At 69.0% G+C, this 7,293-nt stretch carries 7 protein-coding genes and 1 tRNA gene; 3 read left to right on the top strand and 5 right to left on the bottom strand.

Annotation, left to right across the window (positions count from 1 at the left end; translation table 11 throughout):
- Nucleotides 1–40: 40 nt before the first annotated feature.
- The 4 genes from AB0O34_RS14635 to AB0O34_RS14650 form a co-directional block, all read right to left on the bottom strand.
- Nucleotides 41–424, bottom strand: coding sequence for a DUF393 domain-containing protein (locus tag AB0O34_RS14635; protein ID WP_363915847.1), 384 nt, complete (start codon nt 422–424; stop codon nt 41–43).
- Nucleotides 424–2,088 (bottom strand): cobyric acid synthase, encoded by a 1,665-nt coding sequence (locus AB0O34_RS14640; protein WP_363915848.1) that lies wholly within the window; start codon nt 2,086–2,088, stop codon nt 424–426. The genes AB0O34_RS14635 and AB0O34_RS14640 overlap by 1 nt, the downstream gene beginning before the upstream one ends.
- Before the next feature lie 132 nt (nt 2,089–2,220).
- The gene (locus AB0O34_RS14645; protein ID WP_363915854.1) at nt 2,221–3,228 is read right to left on the bottom strand and encodes a cobalamin biosynthesis protein; all 1,008 of its coding nucleotides are present in this window, start codon (nt 3,226–3,228) and stop codon (nt 2,221–2,223) included.
- Nucleotides 3,229–3,327: 99 nt separating this feature from the next.
- On the bottom strand, nt 3,328–4,080 hold the full coding sequence (locus AB0O34_RS14650; RefSeq protein WP_363915849.1) for a phosphotransferase: 753 nt from the start codon (nt 4,078–4,080) through the stop codon (nt 3,328–3,330).
- A 407-nt stretch (nt 4,081–4,487) separates the two neighbouring features.
- Here AB0O34_RS14650 and AB0O34_RS14655 point away from each other — a divergent pair, with 407 nt between their 5' ends.
- Both AB0O34_RS14655 and AB0O34_RS14660 read left to right on the top strand, forming a co-directional pair.
- Nucleotides 4,488–5,231 (top strand): ZIP family metal transporter, encoded by a 744-nt coding sequence (locus AB0O34_RS14655; RefSeq protein ID WP_363915850.1) that lies wholly within the window; start codon nt 4,488–4,490, stop codon nt 5,229–5,231.
- An 85-nt stretch (nt 5,232–5,316) separates the two neighbouring features.
- Nucleotides 5,317–5,390: transfer RNA gene (locus AB0O34_RS14660), tRNA-Arg, on the top strand.
- Between the two features lie 207 nt (nt 5,391–5,597).
- Here AB0O34_RS14660 and AB0O34_RS14665 read toward each other — a convergent pair.
- Nucleotides 5,598–5,924, bottom strand: coding sequence for a hypothetical protein (locus AB0O34_RS14665; protein WP_363915851.1), 327 nt, complete (start codon nt 5,922–5,924; stop codon nt 5,598–5,600).
- 35 nt (nt 5,925–5,959) lie between these two features.
- Between AB0O34_RS14665 and AB0O34_RS14670 the strand changes: the two genes are divergently transcribed.
- Nucleotides 5,960–7,192: an IS256 family transposase gene (locus AB0O34_RS14670; RefSeq protein WP_363915855.1), complete on the top strand. Its 1,233-nt coding sequence runs from the start codon at nt 5,960–5,962 to the stop codon at nt 7,190–7,192.
- Nucleotides 7,193–7,293 lie beyond the last annotated feature (101 nt).

Consider the following 7,293-nt stretch of genomic DNA (forward strand, 5'->3'; position numbering starts at 1 on the left):
GTGGGGCGGCGCGGGCGCCACGGTGGGGAAGGCCGGTGGGTCAGCGGTCGACGGCGCAGGTGCCCGTGCTGCCCGGGAGGCGGTGGCGGTTGCGGGCGACCACGCGGTAGACAGCCTCGGCGGCCCAGCTCACCGGGGGTACGAGCATGATCTGGCCGGCCACGCGCCACCAGGCCACGGGTTGTACGGCGAGGAGCAGCGCGACGGCACGGGCACCGGAGGCACGGAGGCCGTTGGGACCGAGCAGCTGGACGGACCGGGTCACCTCGTCGAGGGTCAGGCCGTGGTCCGCCAAGTCGAGATCCTGCCAGCGGCTCACCCGGGGCATCACGGGGAGATACCTGCGCCCGAAGTCGACACAACGCTGGCAGAACCCGCAATCGCCGTCATATACCAGCACGCGATGATTCTCCCATACGGCCATCACGCTCCTCGGTGAGGCGGCGCGGGCGGACCGGCGGATTCTTCCGAAGGCAGCGCCGTTCCTCCGGGGGGCGGCCCAGGCAAGCCCGTGGTTCCTCCAGGAGGTAGCGCGGGCATGCCCGAGGGCGCGCCCTTCTCGATCAGCGTGAGTAGGGCGTCGGTGTCGGCATGGTGCTCGATCAGGTCGCCGAGTGCGTCCAGATGCCGTTCCCGCAGAGCCGCGAACGAGACGTCCGGCGCGGGAGCGAAGTCCCTGCCCGCCCTCGCGGCGACGTCGGCGAGGAAGGCGCGGCGGAAGCCGTCGTTCTCCAGCGCCCCGTGCCACGTGGTCCCCCACACCGCGCCCACCCGGCAACCATCGAGGAACGGCTCGGGTTTCCCACCGTCTGCCCCGTCCAGGAACGGCCCGCCGCTCCGGCCGTCCACAAAGAGCTCCCTCTCCCCACCGTCCGGGAATGGCTTCCCTTCCCGGCCGTGCGCGCCGTCGACCGTCACGATCCCGTGGTGGATCTCGTAGGCGGCGACGCGGCAGCCGTACGCCTCGCCGACGGGCCGGGAAAGGGTCTTGCCGGGGGCGAACTCGACGGTGGCGGGAAGCAGCCCGAGCCCCTCCACCAGCCCGGCGCCGGACTCCACGTCGTCGCGGATCGAGCGCGCGAGCATCTGGTAACCGCCGCAGATCCCGAGGATGGGCCCGCGCCGTTCGAGCAGCGCGGACGCCAGGCCCGTACGGCGGAGCCATTCGAGGTCGGACACCGTGGCACGTGACCCGGGCAGGATGACCAGGTCGGCCTCGCGGATTTCCGCGACGTCACCGGCCGAGGCGACGAACCGGACCGTCACACCCGGCTCCGCCGCGAGGGCGTCCACGTCGGTGAAGTTGGAGATCCTCGGGTACCGCACCACCGCCACCCGCAGGCTTCCCGACTCGCCCGGCTGAGGAACGCGCATCGGGCGGTTGTCCAGGGCCAGGGAGTCCTCCAGATCCATCCAGAGCCCGTCGAGCCAGGGCAGTACCCCGTACACGGGGCGTCCGGTCAGATCCCTCAGCATGTCGAGCCCGGGTTCGAGCAACTCCGGCGCCCCACGGAACTTGTTGATCAGAAAGCCGCTGATGAGCGCCTGATCTCCCGCGTCGAGCAGGGCCAGTGTGCCGTACAGCGAGGCGAAGACGCCGCCCCTGTCGATGTCCCCGACGACGATCACCGGGATATCGGCGGCACGGGCCAGCCCCATGTTCGCGATGTCCCCCTTGCGGAGGTTGATCTCCGTGGGGCTGCCGGCGCCCTCGCACACGACCACGTCGTAGGTCGAGCGGAGCCGGTTGAGCGACTCCAGGGCGACCATCCTGAGGTGATCCTTGTAAGCGCCGTACTCCATCGCGTCCACCTCGGCGAGCGGCCTGCCGAGCACGACCACCTGGCTACGGCGGTCGCTGCCGGGCTTGAGCAGGATCGGGTTCATGTCGGCGACGGGCTCCAGGCCGGCGGCCTGCGCCTGCGCGACCTGCGCTCGTCCGATCTCGGCTCCGTCGGCGGTTACGTAGGAGTTGAGCGACATGTTCTGCGCCTTGAACGGCGCCACGCGCACCCCACGGCGGGCCAGCCACCGGCAGATGCCCGCCGTGACGACGCTCTTACCCGCGTCCGAAGTCGTCCCCGCCACCAGAAGCGTTCCTTTGAGCACCCACCAAAGATGCCAGACCCACCCGAATCCGCATCCTGGGGAGACCTTGCCCGTACGGGAGCCGGCGGGCCGCTGCTCGATCGAGAGCCATGCCGCAGGGGGTGTCGAGGCCTACCGGACATTCGATCGGCGCCTGCCACGCCACCCTCGGAGTGCCCACGCGGAAGCGATCGCGAGTGCGGCGGAGGAAAGGTTCACGGCGCGCGCGAGCCGTACAGATCTGGAAATGTCGCTAACGGCGGGACGGGGACCGTCGCCGAGCTCGGGGCGGTGCTCCACCCGGCCGCCGTAGTCGTTGCGGCCGCCCAGCCGGACTCCGAGCGCCCCCGCGAACGCCGCCTCGCAGCGGCCCGAGTTGGGGCTGGGATGCCGGTGACCGTCCCTGCGCAGTACGGCCGCCGCCCCACGGGGCGATCCGCCGACCAGCGGAGCGAGCACGCAGGCCAGCACCCCGGTGACCCGGGCCGGGACGAAGTTCGCCACGTCGTCCAGGCGGGCGGCGGCCCAGCCGAACCTCTCGTACCGCTCCGAGCGGTGACCGATCATCGCGTCGAGCGTGTTGATCGCCCGGTAGGCCAGCAGACCGGGCACGCCCGCCACCGCGCCCCAGGCCAGCGGGGCGACCACGGCGTCCGAGGTGTTCTCGGCGATCGACTCCACCGTCGCGCGCGCCAGCTCGGCCTCGGAGAGGCCGGACGGATCACGCCCGCACAGGTGGGGCAGCCTCGCGCGCGCGGCGGCGAGATCACCCGATTCGAGGGCGTTCGCCATGTACGCCCCTTCGCGGGCCAGGGTCGTACCCCCCAGCACCGCCCAGGTGGCCACGGCGGTGACGGCCACGCGAGCGGGCGCCGAACGCCTGGTCAGCCGCTCGGCCGCCACTCCCAGGACCACCGCCGAGCCGACGCACACCCCCACGTGGGCCACGCCCCTGGCACGTACCCTTCCGTACAGGCGGCGTTCCAGGGAGGCGGCGGCACGGCCGAACAGCGCGACCGGGTGGGCGCTGTTCTGCGGATCGGCGAGGACCGCGTCAAGCGCGACCCCGGCGAGCAGCCCGACGGCCCGGCCATTCCAGCTCTTGCTTGGCTTTCTTGGCTGAGCGGGTGTCCGGACGATGGCTCCGGTACGTGTCTTCGACTTCCCTGCGCGTGTGATCGTTCAGACTTTCTTCAAGAGGTGAGGCGCACATCAAGCTCTGGGCATTCGTTTCTCGTTCTAGTGCAGGTGGGCATCCAGCTCGTCCCAGTGGGCGTCGAGCCAGGCCGAGGCGCGGCGGATGCGCTCGCCGGCGCCGCCTTCCCACATGCGGGCCCAGCCCCCGCCGTTCGTCATGGCCCGCGATCGCATGGCGACGTACGAACGGTCGAACCGAAGGCGGCTCAACTCCAGAAGCCGGCGCCGATCGCGCGCCGCGAAACCGTAGGCGTCGCAGAACAGCCTGAGCCGCGCGCCGACGTCGAGATGGCACTGCAGGGGGTCGCGATCGAGCGGGTCCGCGATCGGCGCCCAGTGCCGTAAGGCGGTCACGACGTCGAACAGCCGGGTCGTCGGGCGGGCCATGTCAAAGTCGATGAGCGCACAAGGCCTCCCACCGCGAAAGATCACGTTTTCGGGGGTGACATCGCAATGACCGATCAGCTCGGGCGCGGCATCATCCGCGGAGCCCCCCTCCCACACGGCGTCCGGTGGAGGTACGAAGCTCTCGGCGGCGTCGTGGAACCGCCGCATCAGCACGGCGAGGTCGACCAGTGCCTCATCGCCGACCGCGTGCGCGGGGAGGGGACGGGTCGCCGCGCGGCCGGGGACATAGGAGAGGATCTGCCGCCCCCGCTCGTCGATGCCGAGCACACGTGGCGCCCCCTCGAACCCGACCGCCTCAAGGTGGTTGAGCAGGGCGTGCACGGCCGGGCTGGACGCGCTCATCGGACGTCGCACGGTGTCGCCCACGCGCACGACACCCTCCGTCACATCACCGCCATCTAGGGAGATCTCAGGCGAAGCCGTGCCGACGAACATGGCCCAGAATCTTAGTCCCACCTCACTGACCACGGGAGCCTTCCCCCGGCTCTCCCGGGTACCCCTACCGCAACCACCACCACCTTCGCCGACCGACCTTCCTAATCGAAGGTCCGTTCCGTCTGGCATGACGCACCGCGTACCGGCGAAGCCACCTACACCTACCAGCTCCGCGCCTTCGCGGCAGCCGTACAGAACGGCACCCCTCCTCTCACTCCACCGCAGGACTCGATCGCCAACATGACAGCGATCGACGCCGTCTGCTGCAAGGCCGGCCTCCCCCTCCGAGGGGCCTCCTCCTCGCCCTGATCTCGCGTGTTGCCCGGCTCAGTACCGTCTTAGGTGTCTACGGTGGCCCCATGCCGATCGTGCTGGCCTTCGCCGCCTTCGTCACGACTCTCCTGGGCGGCATCGTGGCCCAGCGCGTCCGGGACAGGCGGCACATGGTGCTCGGCGCGGCGGCCGGCGTGATGCTGGGCGTGGTGGCCTTCGATCTCGTACCCGAAGGTCTCGCGCTCGGGCCGTACCGGCTTCTGGGCGTGCCACTACCGATGCTCGCGCTCGCACTCGGCTTCCTGACGATCCATGTCATCGAACGATCTCTGGCCGTCCACGAGGTGCAGGAAGGTCACTACGCCAGCCACAGCCACCGGCACGCCGCCGTCGGCCTCGGCGCCGGGTCGGCGCTCGTCGTCCACAGCCTGATCGACGGCACCGCCATCGGCGCCGCGTTCCAGACAGGGAGCGAGCTCGGCCTCGTGGTGGCCATCGCGGTGATCGCCCACGACTTCACCGACGGTTTCAACACCTTCACGCTCACGACCCTGTACGGCAACGCCCGGCGGCGGGCCGTGATCCTGGTGCTGCTGGACGCCGTGGCTCCCATCGTCGGCGCCTCGCTGACCTTCCTGATCCACATCCCCGAGCCGGTGCTGGCCGCCTACCTGGGCTTCTTCGGCGGCTTCCTGCTCTACCTGGCCACCGCCGACATCCTCCCCGAGGCCCACACCACCGACCACCCCACCCGAGCCACCCTCCTGGCGACCATCGGCGGCACCCTGTTCATGTGGCTGGTCATCGGCCTCACCGCCCACCGGCCATAGACTCCGTGGTGAACATCCACGCCGAGCGGACGCGCCCCATAACCGGTGCACGGACGCTCCCCAGATCATGCACAATTATCCGAGAGCACCCTTAGCTCAGCTGGATAGAGCATCGGACTTCTAATCCGACGGTCGCAGGTTCGAATCCTGCAGGGTGCGCTGCAGAGACCAGGTCATCTAGCCCTTGACCTGGTCTTTTACGTTGATCAGCACCTGACGCCAGGTGCAGCCGGATGCCACCAATAGCAGCCCTGAGCGGGTGCCCACGGGATATACGCGGGATGAAACCAGGGACGTTTGCCCAGCTCAGAGGCCCAAAGACGAAGGGCCACGGGATAACCGTGACCCTCCGATGGTAGATCGTCTTCACGCCGTCAACGCCTCGGCTATCCGCTGGTTGGCCATCTCCCGCTGCCCATCGACACACTTCGCATAGACCCGCAGCAGCACATCCACGCTCTGCCCGGCCCGCTCAGCCACGTCCGGCGCCGGGACTCCCGAGTTGAGCCATAGCGAAACGGCCGCGTGCCTCAGGTCATACGGCCTGCCGGCCATCGGCGAGGCGACCTGATCAGGAGTCAACGCGTAGTTCACGTCCAGGGAGATGGTGGGCGGGTGATCTAGCCCCGGACTGGTACGGGTGAGATCCATGTGACAAGAGACGACCACTCCGTAATCCTTCGATTCGCTCACATCAACACGAAGGGGACGAAGTGGCCGTCAATGACATTGTGCCCGCTGCCGGGGAGTACTTCGAGGAGACCCTGGCCGCGGCGAGCCCGGACCTGCTGCGCACGATGATCCGCGAGTTCGCGCACCGGATGATGGGCGCGGAGGTCGAGCAGATCTGCGGAGCCGGCTACGGGGAGGTCACCGCCGAGCGCGTCAACACCCGCAACGGCTACCGTGCCAGGCCGTGGGATACCCGGGCGGGAACGATCGAGCTGGCGGTGCCCCGGCTGCGACAGGGCTCCTATTTCCCCGACTTCCTGCTGGACAAGCGCCGTCGTGCCGAGCGGGCGTTGACCTCGGTGGTGGCCACCTCGTATCTGCTGGGGGTGTCGACGCGGCGGGTGGAGAAGCTCGCCGAGGCGATGGGCATCACCTCGCTGTCGAAGTCCCAGGTGTCGGCGATGGCCGCCGAACTGGACGAGGTGGTGGAGCAGTTCCGGTCCCGGCCGCTGGACGGCGGGTCGTATACCTTCGTGTGGATCGACGCCCTGACCCAGAAGGTGCGCGAAGGCGGGCGGACGGTGAGTGTGCACGCGCTGGTCGCCACCGGTGTCAACGCCGATGGCTACCGGGAGGTCCTGGGCCTGGACGTTGTGTCCTCCGAGGACGGTGCGGGGTGGCTGGCGTTTCTGCGCGGCCTGGTCGCCCGTGGCCTGTCGGGCGTGCACATGGTCACCTCCGACTGCCATGCCGGCCTGCGGGACGCCATCGCCTCGACGTTGCCCGGCGCCTGCTGGCAGAGGTGCCGGGCGCATTACGCCAGAAATTTGTCCTCGCGCGTGCCCAAGTCGGCTCAGCCGTGGGTGGCGACCATGCTGCGCACCGTCTTCGAGCAGCCCGACGCCGAGTCGGTCCACGCCCAGCATCGCCATGTCGTGGAGGTGCTGGAGGCCAAGTACCCCAGGGCTGCTGCGCATCTGGACGAGGCACGCGAGGACATCTTGGCGTTCACCGCCTTCCCCAAGACGGTGTGGCGGCAGGTGTGGAGCAACAACCCGCAGGAGCGGCTGAACAAGGAGATCCGCAGGCGGACCGACGTTGTAGGCATCTTCCCCAACCGCGAGGCGATCATCCGGCTGGTCGGTGCCGTGCTGGCCGAGCAGAACGACGAGTGGACCGAGCAGCGTCGCTACATGGGCTTGGAGGTTCTTGCGGAGTGCCGCAAGGAAACCGACTCCGAAAATCAGACAAATGATGCTAAAGTGACTATTGAGGCGCTTGCTTCCTAATAGTCACCGGATTACGGGTGGCCTTCTCAAACACCACCTCTCTGGGCGTAGCTATTCAGCCTGAGGCAGCCCGATAGAGCGATCGACCGTGGTCATGTGGC

This window comes from Sphaerisporangium sp. NPDC088356 (assembly GCF_040685555.1).
Lineage (GTDB): Bacteria > Actinomycetota > Actinomycetes > Streptosporangiales > Streptosporangiaceae > Sphaerisporangium.